This is a genomic window from Sphaerisporangium sp. NPDC005288, assembly GCF_040607475.1.
GTDB lineage: Bacteria > Actinomycetota > Actinomycetes > Streptosporangiales > Streptosporangiaceae > Sphaerisporangium > Sphaerisporangium rhizosphaerae.
In genome coordinates this window covers 28,962-50,953 of record NZ_JBEXGT010000017.1, presented here as the reverse complement: position 1 = coordinate 50,953, position 21,992 = coordinate 28,962, and the positions used below count along the sequence as shown (strand labels likewise).

The window sequence follows — 21,992 nt, the reverse complement described above, 5'->3', positions numbered from 1 at the left end:
CGTGAACCCGGCGTCGGGAGGACTCGTGCAGCTCGGTTCGATTGTTCCGGTACTCGGCGGGATCCTTGGGACTCTGCTCGGGGTGGTGATCGGTGGGGTGCTCACCAGACGTGCTCAGAAGGAGCATTGGCTGCGTGATCGCCAGGTGGACGCCTGCTTGGGCATCATGCGGGAGTCCAATCGGGTGCAGTTCGGTTTCCTGTCCGCCTGGAGGGATGGGACCAGAACGGACTGGGTCGCGTGGAACGAGGCGCTGACCGTCCTCACGCTGGTCAGCCGCCCAGATCTGGTATCCGTGGCACATCGGATCGATCAGGTCTTCTGGGAGACGAACCGGAAGATCAGCATGCGCGAGATCACCTCGGAGAAGGAGTGGGCTGTGTCTCGCGGCAGCATTGAGGACGCGCGTCTGGCCTTCATCAATCTGGCGCGACGTCAGTTCGCTGATCGCCCTGAGCCGGTAGCTCGCCTGGCCGCCCGGCCGCCGCTGCCTGAAGGAGGTCATCAGGTTGGGGAGGGAGGAGAAGTCGCCTCGGTCGGAGAAGGCGAGTAGCGACTCGCCGGCTCCAATGCTCTCCTCGCCGGTTTCGCGAAACCCCCAGGCGCCGGCGTGGAAGCAGTGTCGGGCGGAAAGCTCAGTCGGAGGGCGGTGACCCGGTTGCCCTTACCTGCGGATCAGAAGGTGCCTGGTCGGTGGTCTGCTTCTCCCGGCTCCAGATTTCGGTGCAGCGAGGGAGGTCCGCGATGCCTCCGCCTTCGGGGATCATGCCCCACAGGAAGGGGACCAGGTACTGAGGTGGCTCGCCCAGGAGTGCGGTCAGTTCCTCCTCGGTGATGGTGAGAGTGAATGCCGAGCCTGGTCGCCCGGGGGGCCATCCCTGTTCGATGGCTCGGCGGATGCATCCGGCGACGAGGGCGGGGCGGACGGCGATCGTCCGTTGTCCGAGCCAGTTGTCCGGCCGGGCGCAGGGAAGGGAAACCACGAGGACACGTCCCGGCTTCTCGGCCCGCTGAACGGTGACGGTGAGGGGACTCCAGTCGTTGCCCTGGTGGTAGGTGGGCTTGTGCCGGATCCGCCAGCGGTAGGCGGTGCCGTCGACGCTGATGAGCCGTGAGCCCTTCCTGGGCATCGCCACGGGCGCCTCCAAGCTTCTGCTCTGTTCCGTCGCTGTTCCGTGGGAGTACCGAAAGCAGCGGGAAGTGACGCGAGACGCCCGCAAGCCTAACCGCCGCTCACCTCATGATCGGGCGCGCGGTCGACGTCCCCCACCTCCTCGCCCTGGTCCGCGCCGGAGCGATGTTCGTCAACCGGTGAGGACGTATTCCTGGCCTTGGTGGCCGTCACCGGTCAGGGCCAGGGCGGCGACGGCGGCGCGGAACAATGATTCACCCGCGCTCCTAAACCGGCCCATATGGGGCGACCTGGTTGCTGTCGGTTGATATGTGGCAACTAAGGGTAACAATGGGTCGAGGAGGGAGCATGGAGCATGCACGCGGACGAGGGGGATAAGCCCGGCGATCCGGGCCGCCTGCTTATCATCGGGGGCGCCGAGTGCCGCGGTTCCGGCCTGCTCGAGCGGTTCGTGGAGCTGTCTGGCGGCGAGGCGGCCCGGATCGTGCTGGTCACTACGGCCACCGAGGCGCCCGAGGAGGTGCACGCCGACTACGAGCGGGTGTTCAGAAAGCTCAGCGTGGACCACACCAGGGAACTGCGGCTGCGCGGGCGCTCCGACGCCGACGGCGAAAACGCGGCCAAGCTCCTCGACGACGCCACGGGCGTGTTCTTCTGCGGCGGCGACCAGTCGCGGCTGCGCGCCCTGGTCGGCTCGCGGGCCAACGAGATCCTGCGCGACCGGCTGCGCGCAGGCGGCGCGGTCATCGCCGGGACCAGCGCCGGCGCCACCGCCATGGGCCGCACGATGATCCTCGGCGGCGAGGGCCCCGGCGTGTCCGCCGCCACGGTCCGCACCGGCCCCGGGCTCGGCCTGCTCCCGAAGGCGCTCATCATCGACATGCACTTCAGCGAGCGCGGCCGGCTCCCCCGGCTGCTCAGCGCCATGGCGCTCGACCTGGAGTACCTGGGCGTCGGCATCGGCGAGAACACCGGGATCCTGGTCGACGGCACCCGCTTCGAGGTGCTCGGCACCGGCGTGGCCACGGTGGCCGACGGGCGGAACGCCACGGTCATCCACGCCGCCGGGGACGAAGACCCGATCACCCTGTTCGGCGTCCGGCTGCACCTGCTGCCCGCCGGGTGCGTCTTCGACATCGCGACCCGCGAGGCCACCATCGGACCTGCGCACGACCGGTACTGATCACCGCCGGCTCGCCCATCCGCCCAACCCTAGGGGAGTGTCACGTGCGTCTCGACGGCCTGCGTCACCTGAGCGGACCTAACTCATTCAGCACTCGGCCGGTCACCGTCGCGCGGCTCGAACTCGAGGAGCTGACCGGCCGGAAGACCACCGAGTACCCGGGCTTCGCCGGCCGGCTGACCGCGGCCCTGCCCGGGCTGGCCGAGCACCACTGCGCGGCCGGGCGTCCGGGAGGGTTCCTGGAGGCGATGGCCCGGGGCACCTACTTCGGCCACGTCACCGAGCACGTGACGCTGGAGCTGTCCAGCCTGGTGGGCCGCGACGTGCACCTGGGCCGGACCATGTGGGCCGGCGCCGACGGCCGCTACGACGTGATGACCGAGTGCCCGCAGGACGAGCCCGCGCAGTCCTCGGTGCCGGCGGAGCTGCTGGAACTGGCCATCACCACGGTCGAGCACATTCTTGTTGAACGCATCCCCGACCTGCCGCTCGAACTGGCCAGGATCGCTCGGGTCGTGGAGCGGGAGCGCCTCGGCGTGAGCACGGCTGCGCTCGCGGGCGCGGCCCGCCGCCGGGGGATACCGGTCCGCCGGGTCGGCCGGCTGAGCATGCTGCGGCTCGGCTACGGGCGCTATCGCCGGCTGGTGTGCGCCGCGCTGACCGAGCAGACGTCGGCGATCGGCGTGGACATCGCGGCCGACAAGACACTGGCCAAGCAACTGCTGACCGACGCGGGCATCCCGGTGCCCGATGGGGTGGTGGCCTGGAGCGCGGCCGACGCCGTCGGGGCGCTGGGCCGGCTCGGGGGGCCGGTCGTGATCAAGCCGCGCCACGGCAACCACGGTGTCGACGTGACCGTCGGCGTGACCACCGCCGCGGCCGCTGCTGAGGCCTACGCCCAGGCGGCGGCCGATGGCGAGGGCGTGATCGTGGAGAAGTTCGTACCCGGCACCGACTACCGGGTGCTGGTGGTCGACGGCCAGATGGTGGCCGCGGCCGAGGTGCGGCCGGCCTCGGTGACCGGCGATGGCGCCTCCGACATCGCCCGACTCGTCGACGTGGTGAATGCCGACCCGCGCCGGGGCGAGGGCCACTCCCGAGAGCTGACCAAGATCGAACTGGACGAGCGGGCGCTCGCGCACCTGGAGGCCCAGGGTCTGGGCCCGGCGTCGATCCCGGCCCGCGGCCGGCTCGTGACCCTGCGCCGGAACGCCAACCTGTCCACCGGCGGAACCAGTCGCGATGTGACCGACCTGGTGCACGAGGACGTGGCCGACGTGTGCCGCCGGGCCGCGGCAGTGGTCGGCCTGGACGTCTGCGGCATCGACGTGCGGCTGGCCGACATCGCGGCACCGATACGGTGCGGCGGGGCCGGTCACTGCGGGGCTGAGCCTGGGGCCGTGATCGAGGTCAACGCATGCCCGGGGCTGCGGATGCACCTGTCCCCGGCCGAGGGCGCGCCGCGGGACGTGGCCGGCGCGGTGATCGACAGCCTGTACCCGCCCGGCGCCCCATCTCGGGTCCCGGTCGTCGCGGTCACCGGGACCAACGGGAAGACCACGACGGTCCGCATGATCGGGCACATCCTGAGCAAGGCCGGGATGCGGGTGGGGATGTCCACCACGGACGGGGTGTACTCCGGCGGCCGGCTGGTCTACGACGCCGACGCCTCGGGCCCGCGGTGCGCGGACATGGTGCTCGACGACACCAGCATCGAGGCCGCGGTGCTGGAGACGGCGCGCGGCGGGATCATCCGCGGTGGGCTCGGCTACGACCAGGCCGACGTGGCCGTGGTCACCAACATCACCGCCGACCACCTGGGCGCGGACGGCGTAGAAGATCTCGACGAGCTGGTCGAGGTGAAGGCGCTGGTCGCCGAGGAGGTTCGCGAGGGCGGGACCGTGGTGCTGAACGCCGACGATCCGATGGTCGCCGCGCTCGCCGACCGGCCGCGGGTGCGCAGGCACGCGCCTGTGGTCAGGTATTTCAGCCTGGTGAACGGCAACCCGGTCATCGAACGGCACCGGCAGGCGGGCGGCCTGGCCTACGAGCTTCGCAACGGCGAGCTGGTCGAGTTCGATGCGAACAGGGAGCGGGCGCTGCTCAGCGTGGTCGAGCTGCCCGGCGCGTTCGGCGGGCTCGCCCCGCACATGATTGCCAACGCGCTGGCCGCGGTGGCGGCCTGCCGCGGGCTTGGGGTCAGCGCCAAGGACATCCGGCGCGCTCTGCGCACGTTCACGCCGGGCGAGTCGAACCCGGGGCGCGGCCACGTCTACCTGGTCGGCGGCGGGCCGGTGATCGTGGACTACGGCCATAACGCCGCCGCGCTCGACGCGACAGGCCGCATGATCAGCGATGTCTGGGGCGGCGAGCCCGTGGCCGCGATCACGCTGCCCAGCGACCGCCGCGACGACCTGGTGGCCCGCTCGGCCGATGCCGTCGCCGCGTGGTTCGGCCGGGTCGTCGTCTACGAAGACGCCGACAAGCGCGGTCGCCGGCCCGGTGAGATGACCGGCCTGATCACCGCCGCCCTGCGCCGGGCCCGGCCCGGCATCGGCCTCGCCACCGCCGAAGGACCGCAGGCTGCCCTGCGCATCGCGGTCACGATGGCCGCCGGCCACCCGGTCCTGTTCCTCTACGAGAAACTCGCCATGGCCCGCCAGGCCCTCGAGGCCCTGAACGCCTGCCCCTGGCCCGTCGGCGCAGTCCCGCCCGCGTCCGCCGACGCGGCCCCGCCTGCTCCTTCCATCGAGACGCCGGGTCGGTGTTGACACCGAGGATTCTCGGAACGCTTCGAGCCTGTGCCGCCGACTACAGGAGATGGGCCTGACGACAACGGTGACGACAACGCCGGCCACGAGCACACCGCAGCAGCCGTCCACAGCCTTCCGGCCTCGTGTGGCCTTCGACCTTTCCTGAGCTGTGAGGCAAGGTCAGGCCGGCTTTGGCGGCGTGCGAAGTCGCGGCGTAAGCCGTTGACGAAGGAGTGCAGTTCCGGAGGGCGATGGTGCCAGGGTGTCGGCGAGGTGTTCGAGGTGGGTGACGACCTCGTCGATGGAGGCGCGGGTGTCGATCTCGGTGGTGGCCGTGGCTCGTAGGAGGGGTTCTACGATGGCGAGGTGGTGCAGGATCAGGTTCCGCTCCTCGCTTCGTTTGCCGTAGGGGTTGTCGGTGCGTGCGGCGATCCTGGCCATCAGGACGTCGGCGGGCGTGCTGAGCAGGACGATGTGGTCGAACAGCGGATAGAACCGGCCCTGGTTGGACTTGCAGCCGGCGACGAAGAGCCCGCCGTGGTCGGGTTCGGCCAGCAGCGCGCCGATGGCGTCCTCCCGCCACACCCAGTCGGGCGACCCGTCCGGCAGCGTCACCCAGTGGCTCCACTGGTCGGTGTCGGTGTCCACGGTGCGGTGGCCCCGCAGCCCGAGCCGCCGGAGCACGGTCGACTTGCCGGTGCCCGACATCCCGGTGACCAAGACCTTCGCCATCCGGCCACGCTATCGGGCCGATGGCCGATGGCCGATGGCCGATGGCCAGTGGCCGGGGGTCGGTGGCCGGCGGTCGACTGGAGACGTCGGTTCTGCCGTAGGCGTCGGTGGGTTGACGGGATACGGGAAGTGCTCGGAGGATGTCGAAATGAGGTTACGGGCGGTCATCGCCGCGCTCATGGCCGCGGTCGCGATTGTGGCCGGTGCTCCGGCCGAAGCCGTGGCGGCCACGCCTGTGGTCCGTTATGTCGGCATGGGTGCGTGCTCGCAGTCTGATGGCGGGCGGCATCCGTGCGGGCCGTGGAAGGTGTGGCTGAGCAACGGCCGCGTCGTCGCGCTGCCCGAGGCGCGCAGGACCGTGGCGCCCGGCGAGTACGTGACGCAGGCGGTCGTCGACGTGTCGCAGGACGGCGCACTGGTCGCCTACTTCCGTGAGCGCGACGGCGTGCTGATGATCTGGAAGGCCGCCACCGGCAAGGCGCGTCCGGCCTCCAAGGTGCACTGGCCGGACGATATGCAGATGACCTGGCTGACCCTTTCGCCGGGCGGCCGGTTCGTCGGCCTGCGTGGCCTCCTGCCGTCCGGGCGGGAGGTGGAGCGGCTGGTGGACACGACCAAGGGCAAGGCTTTCACGCTGCCCAAGGGGTACCAGTCGTGGGGGTTCAGCCCGGACGGAGGGCGCATGCTCGCCGGGAACAACCGCACGGCGGTGCTCTACGCGACCGGCACGTGGAAGGTGAAGCTGCGGCGATCGGTCTATACCCGGGGCGCCCTCGGCCCCGGGGGCGTCACCGTGGCGGGCATCCGGCCCAGTGACAGCGCTTCGCAGAAGAACGCGGTGCTCCTTCGCAACCTGGCCACCGGCAAGAAGAGCACCATTCCCTTCCGGCTCGGCAAGGGCGAGAGGCTTCTGGCGACCCGCTGGGACAAGGCCGGCCACGTCGATGTCCTCACCCGCATCGACCGCGGGTCGGGCAGCGCGTACCGCAGGACGCACACCTGGTACCGGCTGGACCGCACGACACATCGGCTGCGGCGGCTGGACTCCTTCGTCATCCCCGCCTCCGTGGGAGGCTACGTCCTCACCGCTCCCTGAGACGCTCAGGGAGGCCGGCGGAGGATCGCGCTTCGACGCGTCAGAGCCGCGGACCGGGAGTCGGGCGCCATGGTTTGAAGGCGGCGGCCGTTCTCGGCAGGGAGGCCGCCAGTTCGGGGCAGTGGCGGAGGATGACGCTGGTCATGCCGTTGCGTTCGATCCAGTCCATCCCCATTGGCGTATAGATCTCCGGTCTGAAGTCGACCGTGAGAAAGCGGTCGCTCTGCAGCCGTCGGCTGGCCATGAGGATGAACAGGCGGAAGGCGGTGTCGCTGAAGCCGAAGCCGGTGGGCGGATTCTCGGCGAAGAGTCCGACCATCGTGTCGATCTCGTCGACGGTGCGGTAGACGTCCTTGAGTCGCACCAGCGTCTCCGGCCGGGACGTGAGATCCTCGAACCGCCGGAGGCGCGGCTTGTGCAGCCCTGCGCGGAAGTCGTTGTAGCGGGGGATGCCGCGGCGCCGGTCGCGTACGAGATCGACGACGGACAGGTCGATCACCTCACCGCCACGCTCGAACGCCTGGAGCGCGCGCGGGTAGTTGTGCAGGGTGATCGCACCCGGGTGAGCGATGCCGAACGAGTACAGCGAGTTGGCCAGGCCGGTCCTGCGCATGACCGCCTCGGTCGCCGCGCCCTGGATGTCGTTCAGCGTCAGGTTCTCCAGCCGTCGGCCGGAGGTGTGGTCGGCGGTCTCGAAGTCGTCCGGGATCAGTGGGTGCATCCGATAGATGGTGACGAACTCCTCGGTGAGGGAGTAGGGCACGTTGTGATGGTCGGGCAGGGTCCGCGGGATGCCCTTGAGGGCGTGCGCGTCGTACAGCCACAGGCCCAACTGGGTGAGCCAGTTCTTCGGAGGGCCGTACCAGTTGGCGTGCAGCCCGGTGTCGATCAGGTCGGTGGCCAGGATCGACGGAGTCCACTCCACGGTATGTATCTTGGCGATGAGGGCGGAGATGACGAGCCGGGCGGTGTGGTACACGCTGTCGTCGCTCATGTTGGGGTACTCGGCGCGCAAGGCCTGGCACACGGCGTTGTGCTCGCGGGCGAACAGGGTGTGCATGATGCTGAGGCCGAGCCACCAGTTCTCCTTGAAGCCGGTGATCGGGGTGCCGTCCGGGGCGGACGGCAGGTGGCCGTCTTCCAGACGCAGTTCCGCGCCGCCCGGTTCCCGCAGTGACGTGGCGACGGTCTCGTCCCCGCCGTAGACCTCAGAGCCGTCCCACCAGTGCGACGCGCTGTTGCCGAACAGGATCGGCGGCCGGGTGCCCTCGGCATGAGGGATGCCCTCGTTCTCGGCGAAGCGCATCACTTCTTCGAGCGGCCCTTCGGGGGTGTTCCGCCACCTCATGCCCGGTGGAAGCGGCACCTCCACGGTCTTGCTCCCGAACGGGTGGCGCCTGTGGTCGACCCAGTCGTGCACCTGGAACTGGATCCACGCGGCGGCGAGGATGTTCAGCGACCGCGCCGGTGCGAAGCCGTCACGGTGGAGCAGCTCACGGCTCACGACGACGGGGTTCGGCGTGTCGAAGAGGTCAGGGCGGTGGACGGGGGGGAGGTTGCGGCCGAAGGCGGAGCCGACGCTGCCCATCGCCGGCGCGGAGAGATCGTTGTGGCTGCCGTCATAGCTGCGCCGGACGCGCAGCCGCTCATCGGTGGGTGGGGGCACCGGCCCCGCCTCCGGCGGGGCCTGCCTGATGTCGGTATCGATGAGGTTGTCCTGGCGCAGTGCCTGCCGCAGGGCGGCCAGATTGACCAGGCCGAGCGACGGAGGAAGCCGGTGCCAGGGGACGACCCGGTTGAGGAGCCGGAATCCGGCTCGTACGGGCACGCCCAGCACGGTGTTGTGCCACGGCACCGGCGTGACGAAGCGGTCGCCCAGGCGATGGGCGCTGCTGGCCTCATAGGCGGCCTTGCGCGCGCGGTTGAGGTTGCCGAGGGGCCGGAACTCCTCTGTGGTGTTCCACGGATTGAACGCGAGATCGTCGACTCGTCGCTCGGCGGCACGCGCCTCGGCGGTGGCGGTGTCCTGACGAGCGATCCTCAGCGTGGCCACGGGGATGACGGGCGCGTCCTCCTCCCGCCAGTCGGCCGCACCGTCCTCGATGGGCGTGCGCCTCGCGTCCACGTAGCGCTGCACGCACAGCTCGAAGACGACGTCCGTCGTGGTCAGCCGCCTGGACAGCTCGTGGCGGAGGTAGTCGGGATCGGTGCGCGACGGTGCGGGAGCCGGCGGCGCCGGCATGGCGGGGCGGAGCTGGTAACGCACCGGCCCCGATTCTCCCCACAGAATCGCGCTGCGACTCCAGAACGTCTCGAGCGCGAGGCTGCGGACGGTGCGCCGGGTCGCCGCCCTCAGGTTCCGCCGCATGCGCGCGGCGGAGGACCAGCCGATCGCCATGGGCAGCGTGACGAACCACGCGAACGCCTTGCGCGGCGTCGAGTTCGCGCCGGCCATGGCCTGCGCGAACTTGACGAGCTCCCGTGCATTGGCGGCATGGGAGGTCGGGAAGTTGGTCATGAGGAGGTCGTGGGCCTCCCCGGGCGCCGTCTGGACGCGTAGCGCCGCGCTCCGCAGGTCGGGCGCGGCATCCGGCTGGTGGGCACCGCCGGCATTGGACAGCCGGACGACGACCGGATATTCGGCCCCCGGCTGAGCGAAGCCGGCTCGCAGATCGCTGGGAAGGTCGTCGCGGAAGGTGAGCCTCGCGTTCTCCACGCCGAGAATCGTTTTCGCCTGGAAAGCCCTCGCGATATCGGCGGCGCCGGTGGCCTTTTTGGTTCTCAGCTGCACCAGCATGAGGTCTTGGGCGAGTTTTTCGAATATCAGCCGCTCCGCCTCGGGGGTGCCGCCGACATAGCGCTCCTGCCACACGGCTTTCCGTGCGATGCCGGCGGGGCGTTCACGTTTCTCGACCTTGCTCATTGGGCTCCCCCTTCCCCGGAGATTCCTCGCCGGGCACGTCGCCCACAAAACGTGTGGTCGGCAGCATTTTGCTCCGCTTGTGCCCAATACCTACTGTTCGGGAAAATGGGAGTTCACCCCAGATGGTGGGAGAAAGGTCCGGCCGGTGATGGGATCGCCGGGCCGGACGGGTCCCAGGGGAGCGGCTCGGTGATGTCGGGCCGGGCCGACCAGTCCAAGATCTGCGCCTCCATCTCCGCGTCCGAGTCGAAGCGCAGAGGCTCATAACAACCGAGCGGGAACAGCGTCGTGCGGATCGCGCAACGATTGCAGAATGTGCACGGCCGGGCGGGAGCCTCCCCGCCTTGACGGAACAACTCGATGAGGTCGGGGTTCGCCAGCAGCGGCCGTGCCATCGATATGAGGTCGCACGCGCCGGAGTCGAGTGCCTCCTGGACCAGGGAACGTCTCTGGAACCCGCCGTTGGCGATCACCGGCAGTCCGACCTCCTGCCGGAACCGCCGTGCGTCATGGAGGTTGGCCGCCTCGCCGGTCGTCCATCCGATGCTCAGGATCCGGTCGAGCACCATCTTGGGCACCACGTTGAGAATCGTCGCCCGTACCGCCGCCTTGGCCGACAGGTGACGGGTGGAGTTGGCGAACTGCCGAATCTCGTCGACCGGGAACCGGCCAGGGGTCTCGCCGGGGTTGATGAAGCCGTAGCCGTTGCTCACGTGCAGGTAGCCGACGCCCAGATCCCGCAGCCACCTGCCGTAGCGGAGGTAGGTGGCGATGTCGTTGCCCCGGAAGAACGCGCGCAGCGGCCTGGTCACCGGCCACCGTATGTCGACCGGCAGGTAGTTGCGGTCCCAGGCCGATATCCGCACGCCGACCAGGAAGTCGTCTCCGACCTGCCGGCGCACCGCGCCGATGACCTCCCGCAGGAGCTGGAAGCGTCTCTCGACGGAGCCGCCATATCGGTCCTGGCGGCGGTTGATGGCCGGGTTCAGAAATTGATGGATCAGGTAGCCTTTCGACGCGGTGATCTCGACGCCGTCGGCGCCCGCCTCGCGCACGCGCCGCGCCGCCTGCCCGAACTCGTAGACCGTCTGCTCGATGTCGGCGAGCGTCATCTCGGTCCGCCTGGTGCGGTAACCGAAGAGCAGGTCGAAGCCCGACGACGGGCCGTAGCCGTCCTGAGGCTGGCTGAACAGGCTCGTCTGGACGTGCGAGCCGCCGTCGCCGATCTGGATCACGTACTTGCAGCCCTCGGCGTGGATGGCGTGGATCGCCTCTCGCAGATGTGCGATGAACTTGTCGTGGCTGATCTGGGGATACTCGAGCGGTGACCACCGCACGGGGTTGACGTTCAGCGTGGCCGACACGATCGCGGCCACGCCGTTCCGCGCGAAGCGCAGCTCGAAGTTCTTCCACGCGTTGCTGACCGTTCCGTCGTAATACGCCGTCCTCCCGCCGATCGACGACCGGATCACGCGGTTCTTGAAGGTGACGCCGCCGATCGCAAACGGTTCGAAGATCATGGGTTCTCCCTCCGCCGTACGGCTCTCCGCCGCGACGACGTTCAGCGTCCCGGTGCGTGCGGCTGAACGTGCCTGCGGCTGAACGTCACTCCGGAGAAATGGGAACTGGACGGCGCTCCGGCCAGGTTGGAAGGTCTGATCCCGGAGATGACGACTCGCGATTCACGGGTCGCGGAGTCGGCGATCGCGTCGCTCGGACCTGGCTGCAAGGTCCGCGCCTGCCGGCGGTGAACGGCGGCGATGTCGGCAGACATGCCCGCCGTTCGATGCCGGAAAACCTCCACGCCGGCGACCGCGGACCGGCGCGGCGATCGTGTACGGCTATTCATGGCGCTCTTGTGGAATACCCCGGGGTGGGCGTGGGACGTTTCCCATGCCCACCGTCTCGTGCCATATCCGAGCGGAGGGCGGCTCCATGTCCCGATCGACCGAACCACAGTGGAGACGCGACTCGCCGTTCGAGGTGGAGCGCGTTGTGCCGTTGCGGGATGCCACGCGGCGGGTGACGGTGGCGCTCGCGAAGCTCGGCCTCACACCGGTACTCAGGGATATGGGACCAGGCGGCGATCCCACCGCCTGGTCCTGCCGGCTGCTCGCCGACGAGAACGCCGGCCCGCTGCCCACCGAAGAGCGCGCGGGCCCGCCGATGGCCGAAGGGATGGGCAAGGGGCGGCGCGAGGCGGCGCGCACAGGAGCGCTGTTCGAGGCGCTGGAACACTATCTGACCGGCCCGGCCCTGTTCGATCCCACGTCCCTGGAGCTGGTCGAGCCCGCTCACATCGTCGCTGGGCCACTGCGGCGTGAGGCCTGCGGCGTACTGCTGGCGCGCGCGCCGCGCAGCCGCCTGGCCTGCCACCGTTACCGTCCGCTGGGTGGAGGACGGGAGATCCCGGTGCCCCTGTTCCTGCGGGCGCCCTGGTTCGTCGAGACCCACGCCGGCCGGCTCCGCGAGCAGGCCGGGGACACCTGCGACTACGGCCACCTGATGCGCTACAGCTGCAACAGCGGTTCGGCCGTCGGCGTCACCGCCGCCGAGGCGCTCCTGCACGCCCTCAACGAGACCATCGAGCGTGACGCCCTCTCCCTGCTCCTGGTACGGGCGTTTCTCAGCGAAGCCGATTTCCATCCGAACGTGATAGATCCGGCCACTCTCCCGTACGACCTGGCGCACGCGTACTCGGCGGCCGAACGGCTCACCGGTTCGCCGGTGCACCTGCTGGACATCACCAGCGATCTGGGCGTCCCCACCATGCTCGCCTACACCATCCCGACCTCTCGCCATCCGCATCGGCGGGGCGCCGGCGCCTCGCTCAGCGCCTCCTACGCCGCCTGGCGGGCCCTCACCGAGCTCGTCCAGATGACCTTGGGCGAGACGCTCGCGCGGTCCGGCGCGCCACTCCGAGATGAGCCGGTGTGGCATGCCGACCATCCGGAACTGCGCGCGTGCGAGCGCTTCGACCTCACCGACCACCTGCGCGGCGCCCGCACGATCCCCTACGGCCATCCCGGCGGCGTGCCCGGTCACCCCCGTGAGCAGCTACGTGAGCTGATCTCCATCCTGGTCGCGCACGGCCACGTGCCGTACCGGCGCGTCGTGGCCGTCCTGCCGGAGCGGATCGTCGCGGTGCACGTCATCGTCCCCGGGCTGGAACGCTTCATGCTGATCATCGATGGCAACCTGGTCCTGCCAGGTCCGCGTGGGCGCGCCCTCGTTCGGCGGTACCACGCGGGCTGAGCCGCCTTGATGCCGGATGTTTGCCGTGCGCATGGTGTGACGCGCGAGTCTTTCCGCTTGATCAACCTAACGGTGCGATGTTCCTGGTTACCTTGGGTGCCGGACAGCTCGCATGATGGCGTTATGGGCACGCGACGGCGGAACCGCGGGGCTCTGGGCTGGTCGCCACCAGGTCTGTCCGCCCGGTCTCGCGGGCCGTGTCCTCGAAGGCCGCGACGAAGGCGCTCGCCGAGGGTGAGTCGCGCCGAACGATCCCCGGGACCAGGGAGGAATCGCCATGACCGAACCCGGCTATCCACGGCTTCCGGCCCGCGATCTGTGCGGGACCATGCTCGTGCACCGCAGGTTGCTCAACGAGAGCATGACCTACCGCGCCCGGCGCGCGTTGATCGAGAACCGCGCTTTACAGTACGAGCGAGGGCGGCTCGCCCCTGCGCGGACCGACGTGGTCACCATCCCGGTCGTCGTCCACGTGGTGCACAACCGGAGCGTTCCTGTGCAGAACATCGGGGACGAGCAGATCCACGGACAGGTCGCCGTCCTCAACCAGGACTTCCGCGCGGCCAACCCCGATGTGGCCGAGGTGCCGGACCCCTGGAAGCCGCTGGTCGCCGATCCCAAGATCGAGTTTCGCCTCGCCACCCAGGATCCGAACGGCGATCCGACGGACGGCATCGTCCGGACCGCCACCGACCAGAGCGACTTCAGCTGGGACGACGCCGTGAAAGCGAACGCCACCGGCGGTTCGGACCCCTGGCCGAGCGACCGGTACCTGAACCTGTGGGTCTGCCAGCTTCGAGGAGGTCTGCTGGGCTACGCGCAGTTTCCCGGCGGCCCGCCGCAGACCGACGGGGTCGTCATTCTGCACTCCGCCTTCGGGACGACCGGTACCGCGGCGCCGCCCTTCGACCGTGGCCGTACCGCCACGCACGAGATCGGTCACTGGCTGAACCTGTACCACATCTGGGGCGACGATGACGGCGCGTGCACCAGCGACGACAAGGTCGACGACACCCCCAACCAGGCCGACTCGAACCAGGGAACGCCGCGTTTCCCGCGCATCACATGCGACAACGGGCCGAACGGCGACATGTTCGTGAACTACATGGACTACACCGACGACGCGGCCATGTTCATGTTCACCCGTGGCCAGGCCACCCGGATGAACGCCTGCCTGGACGGTGAGCGGGCGTCGTTCCTCGTCGCGCCGGTGAGGCGCGCGCCCGCCCCGGCCGCCGGTACGGCGGTGCCCGAGATGCGGCGGCCGAGCCACAACGGTGAGGTGGAGCGCCTGCTGCACGACAGCGAGCGGCTGACCGCGGAGGTCCTCGACGACATTCGCGTCGCCCTCGGCATGGTCAGCCGCCGGCCGGGCGAGTGAGAGGGGGCATCGCGATCATTCAGGGGGCAGCGCTGAGCGGGACGCCGCCGGACATCGTCGGCGCCTGGCTCCATTCCTACGAGGAGGACACCGAGACCACGTCGGTCTACCGCGCACAGGACCATCCATTTCGTCCTTCCCGGCGGCCGCGGCGAGGCCTGGAGTTCCGGGCGGACGGGACGTTCGTCGCACTTCTTCCCGGCGCGGCCGACCGCCCGCATGAGGTGCGAGGCCGCTGGCAGCGCCAGGAGGGTGGCCGGGTGCGCATCTCGTTCCCCGAAAGCGACCGCGCGCCGTTGGAGGTCACCGTGCTCTCCTGCGCGGAAGGCGTGCTCACGATCGAGACATGAAGCGGGACGACCGGTCGGCCGCGGGCGTCAGGGATCCGGATCGGAGCGTGCGTTGACATGGACATACCTAACGAAGTGCGGGAAAAGGGGTTAGAGCACGCCCGCGCCGCCGCCGAACGGTATCGCCGGAGCACTGCCGTACGAGACGAAGTCCACCGCCGGCAGGAGCAGGGTGACGCCTTCCCCGATTCACCGGAGTCGCTCGCGGCCCGCGCCGCCCGCCTCATCCAGCGTCAAGGGGTGCCGGTGGAGGCGGTCATGGAGGCCACGCGGGCCGCGTCCCTGGACCGGCCCTCCATGCACGAACGCATCCTGGGCGTGGCCAAGGACCTGCAGGCATGGAGTTTCCTTCCGCGCGGAGCCCGTGCCGCGCGAACCGTCGGGAGGATCTCGGTCGGCGAGAACGGCCGAGAGCTGCCGATCGGCACCGGCTTCCTGGTCTCGCCGTGGCTCCTGCTGACCAACCATCACGTGTTCCCCCGGGCCGAGGCCGCACGGCAGGCCTTCGTGGAGTTCGACGCCCAGGTCAGCGTCGACAACATCCCTGAACCGGCCAAGCGGTTCACTCTGGACCCCGACACCCTCTTCGTCGCCGACCACGACCTCGACTACGCCCTGGTCCTGGTGAACCCTGACGCGTCCGGTCGGCCGGTGGGGGAGATGTTCGGCTGGAACAGGCTCAGTGTCCAGCTCGGCAAGCTGGTTCTCGGCGAACCGGTCAACATCGTGGGTCACCCCGGCGGCCGGCTGAAGGAGATCTCCATCCGCGAGAACAGCCTGGAGGTCCGGCTCGAGGCTTTCCTGCAGTACCAGACCGACACCGAGCCCGGCAGCTCCGGCTCCCCTGTCTACAACGACCAGTGGGAGGTCACGGCGTTGCACCATGGCGGGGTGCCCAGGACCGACGACCAGGGCCGCATATTGCGGCGAGACGGCCAGGTCTGGCAGCCCGGTGACGGTGACGACGCCGTCGACTGGATCTCCAATGAGGGCGTCCGCATCAGCGCCATCCTCAAGCATCTGGCCTCGCTGCCGCTCGATGACGCCCACGGGAGGTTCCTGGCGGAGATGGGCCCGGAGTCGGGGTTCGGTGACGGCGCCGCCCCTCGGCCGGCCACCACGGAGCCGTCGCCGGCGTCGACGTCGGCCGCCGCGCCTTCGGTCGACGGCCCGATCGGCGAGACCGCTCCTCGTCCCGGGCCGTCTCCGGCGGGCGCGGCTCGCGCCGGCCTGCCCGCCCGTGCCACCGCGTTCGGGGGCGACCTCCACCTCGTCTTCATACACGGCCGCAGCCAGCAAGGACGCGACCCGGAGCGCCTGCGCCGATATTGGACCGCCGGCTTGAACTGCGGTCTCACCCGCGCCGGACTGCCCACCATCGACCCGGCCGACGTCTGCTTCCCCTTCTACGGGGACCGGCTCGCCGAGGCCCTGCGGCCGCTCAGGACCGCCCCGCACTCGCTGGAGGAGCTCGTCGCCGATCCGGTCACGGCGACCGCTCCGAACTCCGGCACCGCGCGGACGCTGTACGAACGGCTGATCGTCGATGCCGCGACCCGCGCCGGCATGCCTGCCGCCGCGGGGCCGGTCCCTGAGGAAGGGGTGACCGACGCAGTCCATCAAGGCCTGAGCTGGCTGGCCGCCGTCACCGATCTGGACCGGCTGGCCATCGCCGCGATCTTCGCAGACGTCGCCGCCTACCTCGACGACCAGCGGGTCAGGGAGACGGTCCTGGACTGCGTGTCGCAGACGATGCCGCAGAGCGGCCGGGTGCTCCTGGTCGGCCACAGCCTGGGCACGGTCGTCGCGGTGGACCTGCTCACCCGCCTCGATCCAGCGGCGGACGTCGAACTGCTCGTCACCGTCGGAAGCCCGCTCGGCATGGACGGCGTCAACCACCGCCTGCTTGCCAGCGGTCCCCGGCGCCTGGACCGGGTGGCCCGCTGGTTCAACGCGTGGTGTCCGACCGATCCCGTCACCATCGGCTGCCCGCTCGGCGACGACTGGCACGGAGAGCCGGTCGAGACCTCCGTCGCCAATCCCGCCGAGCGGGCGCACGACATCGAGGAGTACCTCACTCATCCCGAGGTCGCCCGCGAGATCGGTGGCGTGCTCACCGACCGCGTCCAGCTCGCGGTCGGCTGAGCACGCCTGCGCCGGTCAGGGACGGCTCCCGCGTGCGCTTACGGGGTTATTCAGCACACGATGAAGATGCTCTGCCAACCGATGGGGGTGCGCTGTTCGGCGTACCGGTTGGAGGCGAGTTCGAAGTGCATCACCCCCTGGGTGTCGGGCTGGTTGTACATCCGGCCGCTCTGGCCGTCGCCGTACCACTTGTAGGACCCGTGGAAGGGGATGTTGGACGGGCCGCACCGGTCGATGACCACCGACCGGCCGGTGAAGGCGGGTCCCTCGTAGGCCACGTACTGCGAGGCGTAGGCGGCGCCGCCCATGACCGCGACCATGGCGGCGGAGATGAGGGGAACGAGGGCGATTCGCTTCACGGTGATCCTCCCGGAGTGCTCGGTCGTTTACCAGGAGTATGCATACCGTCACTATGAGTAGCCGAAACCTGCCGTGTGGTGGGCAGGAGCATGGGTTTCCGAGGTGAGGGGCGGTCCGGAAGGCGATACGGTCACGGCTTTCTCGGGACGGCTCCATGGGCGCGACGGATCCGGCTCAACGCGGCCAGGACGCCACTTCCGTCATGCTCCGGCGGAGCGGCCGCGCCGCTCGGCTCGCCGGATGGCACGATTTCGGGGGCGATGATGGTGCGCAGGAGTTCACCGCTGATCGCGGCACGCTGGTCGGGTTCGAGATCTTTCATCTCGTTGATGAGCCGTTCGACCGCGAGGTAGCGGGAGAACCTCACCGGCTGGTCGAAGTAGGTGTGCAGATGGCCGGCCGCGGTCTCCTGTGAGCGGAGGAAGGTGCGTGCGATATAGGCCCCGAGCGCCGCCGAGATCGCCCCGAGCGCGGCCGCGACGCCTGCCGCTTTGTGGTTGGTCACTGCGATCGTGACAGCGATCAACAGCACTGCGAATCCGGCCAGAATGGCGATTTGAGCGGCTCGGAAGCTTTGCCGCGCATGGTTGATGGCGAGATTGTGGTAAAAGTTCATTCGCGACTGGGTTGCCGTCCACAGCGGCGAGAGTTCCAGATGCCCTTCCCGCAAGGGCTCGTCCGCGATCCGGATCTCCTGCAGATCATGCGCTGTCTGCTCGATCCTTTCCTGCCTCCACCGCGACGTGACCTTCGCCACTATGATCGCGAAAAGGAGTAGAGACACCCACAGGCAGACCCTGACGCGAGGGTCGATGGTCGTCGGCAGAAGCAGATCTCCGAGGGACATTGTCAACACGAAGATCGATAAGCTTACGAGAAACGGCGTCGCCCGGCCGAGCTGCTCGGGGAAAAAGCCGAGAGGCCCATAGGCCGCGTGTTGGCAGGCGCGGCAAGTCTCGTGCGTTCTTGCACCGTCCATGCCGCCAACGTAACAAAAGTGATCGGGGAGTCGTACAGCGGAAGGCTCTGAACGATCCGGTAGAGTTTTGTTTCATGCGGCTTTGCCCGATGAGCCCCCCGCCGGCCTTCGGGCATACTCCGAGCGCGCGGGCTTCCGTGCCGGATCAGGTTTTCCGGACGCTCTGCCGGGCATCACGACCGAGAATGGAGGTGAGCTCCTTTGGGTAAGAATCTCGACTTTTTTACGGCGGAATCGCTGGACAAAGACAGCCAGGAGTTGACCGACGCCGAACGCGAGCGGCTGGAAGAACTGCTCGGCGGCGCGACGACCCGCGCATCCAGGGCGGCCGATCGCACAGGTTGACGGCCGGGCCGGCGGACGCCGTTCGGTGGCGGTTCGGACGATGTCCCCGCCTCAGGCGTCGAGGCGCACGGTGACGGTGACGCGGCCCTTCTCGTCGCATCGGGCGACCGCGTGCCCTGGTCGGTCGGTCCCGTCCAGGTGGAGGGAGAGAGGGCCGCCCTCGTCCAGGAAGTTGCGCCACCACGTCTTGCGCTCGGGGAACTGGACGCCGATCGTGACGATGCCGGCCGCGCGCCGGTAGCCCACGGGGGTGCTGAAGGTGCGTCCCGAGCGTCGCCCCGTGTAGGTGACGACCGTGAGGTGCCTGCTCACGAGCCTGCCCCATCGAGGCGAGGAGCGCAGTGCGGTGACGCAGGCGTTGGCGCGGCCGACAATGCGTTTCGGGAGCGGTCCTTTGTACTTCACGAAACCCTCCGTGGTGGCGGCGCCTATCCGTCGACGGCCGACGGTAAGTGGACGGGTGCCTCCGGTTGCCGGTGACGCTAGCACGATAAGTGGAGCACCCCATCCGGTTGGCCTAAAGTGAGAGTCATGAGCACCGAGGCATCTCGCATGCCAGGCATGTCCGAGAGGCCCGGCGACGGCTCCGGCGAGGTGGCGGCGGGCCTGCGCGCCGACGCGCTGCAGAATCGCAACCGCATCGTCGAGGTCGCCCGTGAGCTGTTCGCCGCACGCGGGCTCGACGTGCCGATGGCCGCGATCGCCCGGCGCGCCGGCGTCGGGGTCGCCACGCTCTACCGCCGGTTCCCGACGAAGGAGTCACTGGTCACCGAGGTCTTCACCGACCAGTTCGCGGCATGCGTCGCCGTCGTGGACCAAGCCCTGGCCGATGAGGACGCCTGGCGCGGGTTCTGCGCCTGCGTCGAGAAGGTGTGCGCCATGCAGGCCGTCGACCGGGGCTTCAGCGCGGCGTTCCTCACGGCGTTCCCCAACGCCCTGGAGGTCGACCACGAACACGGCCGCGCTCTGCGCGGTTTCGCCGAGCTGACGCGGCGCGCCCAGCGGGACGGACGGTTGCGCGCCGACTTCGTGCCGGAGGACCTCACACTGCTGCTGATGGCCAACGGCGGCATCGTCGCCGAGTCCAGGCAGGCGGCGCTGGCGGCGTCCCGCCGGCTGGTGGCGTACCTGCTGGACGCCCTGCGCGCCGACGGCGCCGGCCGGGCCGGGCCGCTGCCGCCCCCCGCCCCGCTCAGGCTGCACGATGTCCTGCGCTCAGGTTCCGGCGGGTGAACGCCCGCTCAGCCGCACACCCCGGGAAGGCCGCACACCTTCACGGCCATCTCCCTCGCCTGGCCGGTGAGCTGGTTCTGTAATGAGGCCGGGTCTTCGGGGACCTGGTCGGAGGTGTAGAGGAAGACGGCGGCGCCCCGGCGGGTGACGATCCACAGGCGGCCGGGTACGCGCCGGCGCGTGCCGTTACGTACGAAGTACCGTCCGACCACCATCGCCTCGTCCCCGAGGCGTAACAGCCTGCCCGCGTAGTCCACCTTGGAGCTCGCCGGGGAGCCCTTCCGGGGGCACGTCCTCACCTCGCTCCGCAGTTCGCGGAACGCGTCGTGCGCGGACACGGCGGTCCGGTACAGCACGAGCTGTTCGCTCTCGTAGCCAGGCCCGCTGGACAGATGGGTGATGGTGCGCATGGCGACACGGCCGTCGTAGGAGGTCCGCCTGGCCTCGCAGGGGTTGAGCTCCAGCCGCCAGGAGGTGCTGTCACTGACCTTCCACCAGTCCTCCTGCGTCGTCCCGGACGGGCGCGGCGCGCTCGCCCGGGACTCGGTCAGCAGGAACCCCTTGGGGATCGCCGCCGCCTCGGCCCCGGCCAGGCCGCACCCCGTCAGCAACGACAACACCAACGGCACCGTCATCATCACCCGTCTGGTCACATGCCATGAGACGCCCGCGCCCGTCGTGAAGTTCACTCGCGAAGGGGCCCTGGTCGCCGGTTCAGAACGACGGGGCACGGCTCGCGGTCGTGACGGGCCGCCCGCACAGGCGCGGGACGGCGGTCATGGGGACGTCCTCGGTGAGGCTGCGGAGCAGCAGGGCCTCGATGCCGAGCAGCATCGTCCTCGCGGTCTCCCGTGGCAGGTAGGCGGTGTCGATGATGAGGCTGAGCTGGCCGGTGCCGGCCGCCGTCCCCACGGTGAAGAAGACCTTGAACCGGACGCCCGGCCAGGCGTTGGTGACGTACGTGCGGGTCTTGCCGGCCAGGAGGGACAGGTCCTCCTCCAGGGCGGCTTTCGGCAGCGAGGGCCAGGTGCCGATGCCCCGGCGGTCATTGAAGAACGCGTCCAGGTCGGGTTCCCTGCCCCGGCGCCGGCCGATCTCCTCGCGCATGGCCTGCATCGCGAACGGGTCGTACCGCGCGTTCCGGTAGGCGCCCTGCGCGGTGGCGTGCGCGGCCCGGCAGGCGGCGGTGAAGTCGGTCGCGGGCAGGTCGAGGACGAACAGGGCGTCCTGACCGACGGTGCCGACCATGGTGCGGGTGCGGGCGTCGCGGCGGTTGCTGTGGACGAGCTGCATGACCGCCCTCGGGCGCTCGCTGACCACCGCCAGGACGGTAGCGCAGGCCGCCAGCAGGACGCTGGTCGTGCTGACCGTCCAGCGGGCGGCCAGCCTCGTGGCCGCGGCGGCGAGCGCGACCGACTCCATGCCGACCTCGATGAACCTCGGATCCTCCGGCTCGCGGGGGTCGTGGTCGAACACCTCCAGGGGCACCTCTTCGAGGATCGAGCGCCAGTACTCGATCGACCTGCGGGAGTGGGCCTGCCAGGACTCCTCGCTCTCCAGACCGGCCTGGTCCATCGGCTGCCAGCCCGCCGGCGGCAGGTCCTCGCCCTTGAGCAGCGCCTTCCACTCCTCGGTCAGCAGGCTCAGAGCCTGGTAGTCCACCGCCAGGTGCGAGAAGCTGAACGCCAGCGCGAACGGGCGGCCGTCCTTGAGCACGGCCGCGCAGCGCAGCGGCGGTTCCTCGCCGTGCGCGAACGCGGTAGCGCTCATCTCCGCGCCGAGGCGCTCGGCCACCCGCAGCCCGCGCTCGGCGCCCGCCTCGACCAGGTCGACGGTCAGCTCGCCGTCGCGCGCCACCCGCTGCACCGGGCCGTCCGGCGTGCCGGCGAAGGTGGTGCGCAGGCTCTCGTGGCGTCCGAGCAGCACGCGCAGCGCGGCCAGCACGGCGTCCAGGTCGCGTCTGCCGTAGACCGGGAGCACCCAGGGACAGTTGAGGTAGGACTGGCTGTCGCCCATCAGGTGGACGGCCCGCCACATCAGCCGCTGTCCCCAGGTCAGCGCCGCCTCGCCGCCCCGCTCGCCGTGGAACGGCACCGTCACCGACCCGGTCACCGCCCCGCTCACG

Annotated in this window: 19 protein-coding genes; 10 read left to right on the top strand and 9 right to left on the bottom strand. The window is 69.8% G+C overall.

Annotation, left to right across the window (positions count from 1 at the left end; all coding sequences use genetic code 11):
* Window positions 1–25: 25 nt before the first annotated feature.
* Window positions 26–553 (top strand): hypothetical protein, encoded by a 528-nt coding sequence (locus ABZU32_RS17805; RefSeq protein WP_354923420.1) that lies wholly within the window; start codon window positions 26–28, stop codon window positions 551–553.
* Between the two features lie 82 nt (window positions 554–635).
* Here ABZU32_RS17805 and ABZU32_RS17800 read toward each other — a convergent pair whose 3' ends face one another.
* Window positions 636–1,136 carry a hypothetical protein gene (locus ABZU32_RS17800; protein ID WP_354923417.1) on the bottom strand — a complete coding sequence of 167 codons (501 nt, stop codon included), beginning with the start codon at window positions 1,134–1,136 and terminating at the stop codon, window positions 636–638.
* A 351-nt stretch (window positions 1,137–1,487) separates the two neighbouring features.
* On the opposite strand from ABZU32_RS17800, the gene ABZU32_RS17795 reads away from it, so the two are divergent.
* Both ABZU32_RS17795 and cphA read left to right on the top strand, forming a co-directional pair.
* A complete protein-coding gene (locus ABZU32_RS17795) occupies window positions 1,488–2,315 on the top strand; it encodes a cyanophycinase (RefSeq protein ID WP_354923416.1) in 828 nt (275 codons plus the stop codon).
* A 44-nt stretch (window positions 2,316–2,359) separates the two neighbouring features.
* The gene (cphA, locus tag ABZU32_RS17790) at window positions 2,360–5,086 is read left to right on the top strand and encodes a cyanophycin synthetase (protein ID WP_354923413.1); all 2,727 of its coding nucleotides are present in this window, start codon (window positions 2,360–2,362) and stop codon (window positions 5,084–5,086) included.
* A 162-nt stretch (window positions 5,087–5,248) separates the two neighbouring features.
* Here cphA and ABZU32_RS17785 read toward each other — a convergent pair whose 3' ends face one another.
* Entirely contained in the window at window positions 5,249–5,800 is a 552-nt protein-coding gene (locus ABZU32_RS17785; RefSeq protein ID WP_354923410.1) for an AAA family ATPase, read from the bottom strand.
* 148 nt (window positions 5,801–5,948) lie between these two features.
* On the opposite strand from ABZU32_RS17785, the gene ABZU32_RS17780 reads away from it, so the two are divergent.
* A complete protein-coding gene (locus ABZU32_RS17780) occupies window positions 5,949–6,896 on the top strand; it encodes a hypothetical protein (RefSeq protein WP_354923408.1) in 948 nt (315 codons plus the stop codon).
* 40 nt (window positions 6,897–6,936) lie between these two features.
* Here ABZU32_RS17780 and ABZU32_RS17775 read toward each other — a convergent pair whose 3' ends face one another.
* Together ABZU32_RS17775 and ABZU32_RS17770 are read right to left on the bottom strand one after the other, a co-directional pair.
* Window positions 6,937–9,819 carry a peroxidase family protein gene (locus ABZU32_RS17775; protein WP_354923407.1) on the bottom strand — a complete coding sequence of 961 codons (2,883 nt, stop codon included), beginning with the start codon at window positions 9,817–9,819 and terminating at the stop codon, window positions 6,937–6,939.
* Window positions 9,820–9,932: 113 nt separating this feature from the next.
* Entirely contained in the window at window positions 9,933–11,339 is a 1,407-nt protein-coding gene (locus ABZU32_RS17770; protein ID WP_354923405.1) for an NADH:flavin oxidoreductase, read from the bottom strand.
* A 415-nt stretch (window positions 11,340–11,754) separates the two neighbouring features.
* On the opposite strand from ABZU32_RS17770, the gene ABZU32_RS17765 reads away from it, so the two are divergent.
* The 4 genes from ABZU32_RS17765 to ABZU32_RS17750 all read left to right on the top strand — a co-directional run bounded on the left by ABZU32_RS17765 (window position 11,755) and on the right by ABZU32_RS17750 (window position 16,950).
* Window positions 11,755–13,074, top strand: coding sequence for a YcaO-like family protein (locus ABZU32_RS17765; RefSeq protein ID WP_354923402.1), 1,320 nt, complete (start codon window positions 11,755–11,757; stop codon window positions 13,072–13,074).
* A 277-nt stretch (window positions 13,075–13,351) separates the two neighbouring features.
* A complete protein-coding gene (locus ABZU32_RS17760) occupies window positions 13,352–14,455 on the top strand; it encodes a zinc metalloprotease (protein WP_354923400.1) in 1,104 nt (367 codons plus the stop codon).
* Window positions 14,452–14,805, top strand: a complete 354-nt coding sequence (locus ABZU32_RS17755; protein ID WP_354837155.1) for a hypothetical protein — start codon at window positions 14,452–14,454, stop codon at window positions 14,803–14,805. The genes ABZU32_RS17760 and ABZU32_RS17755 overlap by 4 nt, the downstream gene beginning before the upstream one ends.
* A 258-nt stretch (window positions 14,806–15,063) precedes the next feature.
* The gene (locus ABZU32_RS17750; protein ID WP_354923397.1) at window positions 15,064–16,950 is read left to right on the top strand and encodes a trypsin-like peptidase domain-containing protein; all 1,887 of its coding nucleotides are present in this window, start codon (window positions 15,064–15,066) and stop codon (window positions 16,948–16,950) included.
* Window positions 16,951–17,000: 50 nt separating this feature from the next.
* Here the strand turns inward: ABZU32_RS17750 and ABZU32_RS17745 are convergent, their stop codons facing one another.
* The gene (locus ABZU32_RS17745; RefSeq protein ID WP_354923394.1) at window positions 17,001–17,309 is read right to left on the bottom strand and encodes a MiAMP1 family antimicrobial peptide; all 309 of its coding nucleotides are present in this window, start codon (window positions 17,307–17,309) and stop codon (window positions 17,001–17,003) included.
* Window positions 17,310–17,440: 131 nt separating this feature from the next.
* Window positions 17,441–18,289 carry a hypothetical protein gene (locus ABZU32_RS17740; RefSeq protein ID WP_354923392.1) on the bottom strand — a complete coding sequence of 283 codons (849 nt, stop codon included), beginning with the start codon at window positions 18,287–18,289 and terminating at the stop codon, window positions 17,441–17,443.
* Between the two features lie 201 nt (window positions 18,290–18,490).
* On the opposite strand from ABZU32_RS17740, the gene ABZU32_RS17735 reads away from it, so the two are divergent.
* On the top strand, window positions 18,491–18,634 hold the full coding sequence (locus tag ABZU32_RS17735) for a hypothetical protein (protein ID WP_354923389.1): 144 nt from the start codon (window positions 18,491–18,493) through the stop codon (window positions 18,632–18,634).
* 51 nt (window positions 18,635–18,685) lie between these two features.
* On the opposite strand, the gene ABZU32_RS17730 is transcribed toward ABZU32_RS17735, so the two are convergent.
* The gene (locus ABZU32_RS17730) at window positions 18,686–19,039 is read right to left on the bottom strand and encodes a hypothetical protein (protein ID WP_354923386.1); all 354 of its coding nucleotides are present in this window, start codon (window positions 19,037–19,039) and stop codon (window positions 18,686–18,688) included.
* Between the two features lie 156 nt (window positions 19,040–19,195).
* Between ABZU32_RS17730 and ABZU32_RS17725 the strand changes: the two genes are divergently transcribed.
* Entirely contained in the window at window positions 19,196–19,867 is a 672-nt protein-coding gene (locus tag ABZU32_RS17725; RefSeq protein WP_354923384.1) for a helix-turn-helix domain-containing protein, read from the top strand.
* 8 nt (window positions 19,868–19,875) lie between these two features.
* On the opposite strand, the gene ABZU32_RS17720 is transcribed toward ABZU32_RS17725, so the two are convergent.
* A complete protein-coding gene (locus ABZU32_RS17720; protein ID WP_354923381.1) occupies window positions 19,876–20,487 on the bottom strand; it encodes a hypothetical protein in 612 nt (203 codons plus the stop codon).
* 94 nt (window positions 20,488–20,581) lie between these two features.
* Window positions 20,582–21,991 carry a condensation domain-containing protein gene (locus tag ABZU32_RS17715; RefSeq protein WP_354923379.1) on the bottom strand — a complete coding sequence of 470 codons (1,410 nt, stop codon included), beginning with the start codon at window positions 21,989–21,991 and terminating at the stop codon, window positions 20,582–20,584.
* Window position 21,992: the final 1 nt, after the last annotated feature.

Bases quoted from the DNA above. Each gene is read 5' to 3' on its own strand.
- ABZU32_RS17780 (WP_354923408.1), top strand. From the start codon at position 5,949: ATGAGGTTACGGGCGGTCATCGCCGCGCTCATGGCCGCGGTCGCGATT.
- ABZU32_RS17785 (WP_354923410.1), bottom strand. From the start codon at position 5,800: ATGGCGAAGGTCTTGGTCACCGGGATGTCGGGCACCGGCAAGTCGACC.
- ABZU32_RS17725 (WP_354923384.1), top strand. From the start codon at position 19,196: ATGTCCGAGAGGCCCGGCGACGGCTCCGGCGAGGTGGCGGCGGGCCTG.
- ABZU32_RS17760 (WP_354923400.1), top strand. From the start codon at position 13,352: ATGACCGAACCCGGCTATCCACGGCTTCCGGCCCGCGATCTGTGCGGG.
- ABZU32_RS17795 (WP_354923416.1), top strand. From the start codon at position 1,488: ATGCACGCGGACGAGGGGGATAAGCCCGGCGATCCGGGCCGCCTGCTT.
- ABZU32_RS17765 (WP_354923402.1), top strand. From the start codon at position 11,755: ATGTCCCGATCGACCGAACCACAGTGGAGACGCGACTCGCCGTTCGAG.
- ABZU32_RS17775 (WP_354923407.1), bottom strand. From the start codon at position 9,819: ATGAGCAAGGTCGAGAAACGTGAACGCCCCGCCGGCATCGCACGGAAA.
- ABZU32_RS17750 (WP_354923397.1), top strand. From the start codon at position 15,064: ATGGAGGCCACGCGGGCCGCGTCCCTGGACCGGCCCTCCATGCACGAA.
- ABZU32_RS17740 (WP_354923392.1), bottom strand. From the start codon at position 18,289: ATGGACGGTGCAAGAACGCACGAGACTTGCCGCGCCTGCCAACACGCG.
- ABZU32_RS17770 (WP_354923405.1), bottom strand. From the start codon at position 11,339: ATGATCTTCGAACCGTTTGCGATCGGCGGCGTCACCTTCAAGAACCGC.